This window comes from Pusillimonas minor (assembly GCF_014237865.1).
Classification (GTDB): Bacteria; Pseudomonadota; Gammaproteobacteria; order Burkholderiales; family Burkholderiaceae_B; genus Neopusillimonas; species Neopusillimonas minor.
In genome coordinates this window covers 1-2,014 of record NZ_JACJUU010000039.1, presented here as the reverse complement: position 1 = coordinate 2,014, position 2,014 = coordinate 1, and the positions used below count along the sequence as shown (strand labels likewise).

Genomic DNA, 2,014 nt, shown 5'->3' with positions numbered 1-2,014 from the left:
TGGAGGGGGAAAGTTACCGCAGGAAAACATCATTAAAGCGTAAACAACAAGACCAGCATCAATGAGCGTCAACCGGCCAAGTTAATTGACGCCGACCGGCCAAGATAGTTGACGTTGAACAGTTAAAGAGACATTTAAAGCTGCTCACCCAACCACTGAAGCTACTTGGCAACGAATTTTCGCAATCTTTAAAAGCACCTGTCAATGATTGATAAAAGACCATTTGTTTTCGTTCTGATGCCCTTTCATCATGACTTTCAAGATATTTACAAGCTGGGCATCAAACAGACCGCTGAAGAACTTGGCCTTCGCGCTGAAAGAGTTGATGAGCAACTTTATGAGGAGCCGATGCTAGAACGCATTTACCAGCAAATTAAAGCGGCTGATATCATCATCGCCGACATGACCAAGCAAAATCCAAATGTTTTTTATGAGGTCGGGTACGCCCATGCGAAGGGGAAACGTTGCATCTTGCTAACGCAAAACGCCTCAGACATACCCTTTGACCTAAAGCAGCACAGACACATTGTCTATGCTGGTTCAATTACAAATCTGAAGGAGGCGCTAGTCACAAACTTACAGTGGGCCCTAAAGCAACTCTCCACGGAACGGTCTAGTGGCTTATCGGTCAAGTGCACCCTAGTATCAGAAAATCTTGAGCTTAATAAGCATTATGCTAAGGGTACTGTCCGACTTGTCATTGACATGCATAATCATGGTGAATCAGTTTTCGGCGAAATCGAATCTATCATTCTCTATGTAGGTCAAGGATGGGAATTTGCTCAGCATGGGCAGGTCAGTCCACAAACTGACTCTGACGATCCACGATTTAAAAAACGCCATGCCTTTTCCCCATTGGCCCGTAGGTTGACTCCGGGAGGTTGGTCCCAGATTGTAGTTACAGGCACAAAGATATTGGGGTGGGCTCATAGAGATGAGCTACATGAAACTTATAAGATAAGTGGACGTGCAATGATTAGGATCGCTACTGCGGCAAAGACCTACGACTTCGATAAAACGCTAGAAATTGAAGTCAGTGACATCCCCTTCTGACACTCAAAATTGCTTGCCTTACGTGCCCTAACTAAATTGGGGGCCTGAAGGCGCATGTTGCCGTGAGATCGGTCAAAGGAGTAAAAATTTCGTCCACCAATCAGCTTGTGGTCACACATATGGTACGGGGGACAGTATCGAACGGTGTGTCGCCAAGCCCAAAGATTTAACGCCAGATCTCCACGATGTCTTCCCAACGCGTAGTGTAGGCTGGAGTCTTTCGCTCTTGGCGCATTTGCCAAGGAGATTCACTTTGCACCAGGGCATCCCCGGCTACGACGGTGAAACGCCCAAACCTTTGATTAAGACGATCCATGACTTGCATCAGCTCCCCTTTGGGCACCTGGCAATGCTGCTGCGGTGCGTCAAACAACCCTAATTGCGATTCTGCCATAGAGCGCTGGGTGATTTCTAGCAAGCAAACACCTGCTTTTGCGTAGGCGTAGCCGGAGCGATAGATTTTGTAAAGTGCCCGATTTACGGCACCAATCAAAACCGTCGTGTCGTCATTACGGGCAACACGAATTACGGTTGAGCCGGTATATTTTGGGCCGTCCCTGAAGGGGCTCGTGCGAATGAATACATGAATAGCCTCGGTAAAAGAGGCTTGTGCTCGCAGCTTTTGCGCGGCGCGGCTCACAAACACCGCCAAAGCCTGCTGCAGGTCGACCAGATGGACGACGGGTTTACCGAAACTGCGCGAACACATGATTTGCTGCTTGTCGGCCGGCTCGTCCTCCCACCCGATACAGGCCTGCCCCGCTAACTCGCGTGCGGTCTTGGCTAAGACCACCGAAAACTGTTCCTGTATGCGCTGTGGACTTTGCTGAGCTAGGTCACCCCCCGCTGTCAGAATAGTTGGAACCTCTACAGATGTTAGAGTTTGAATCTCCAACCTGGGGCAGAGAGAAGGTTCCCATGAAGTATTCACCCGAGCGGCGCGAAGCCATATTGGCCAAGC

Annotated in this window: 2 protein-coding genes; one reads left to right on the top strand and one right to left on the bottom strand. The window is 49.1% G+C overall.

Annotated features, from left to right (window positions below):
• Nucleotides 1-204: 204 nt before the first annotated feature.
• On the top strand, nucleotides 205-1,053 hold the full coding sequence (locus GTU67_RS15110; RefSeq protein ID WP_185780803.1) for a nucleoside 2-deoxyribosyltransferase: 849 nt from the start codon (nucleotides 205-207) through the stop codon (nucleotides 1,051-1,053).
• 166 nt (nucleotides 1,054-1,219) lie between these two features.
• On the opposite strand, the gene GTU67_RS15105 is transcribed toward GTU67_RS15110, so the two are convergent.
• The coding region (locus GTU67_RS15105) for a DUF4113 domain-containing protein (protein ID WP_221893409.1) at nucleotides 1,220-2,014 on the bottom strand (795 nt) is incomplete at its 5' end.

Coding starts and splice junctions, on each gene's coding strand:
- GTU67_RS15110 (WP_185780803.1), top strand. CDS start 205: ATGATTGATAAAAGACCATTTGTTTTCGTTCTGATGCCCTTTCATCAT.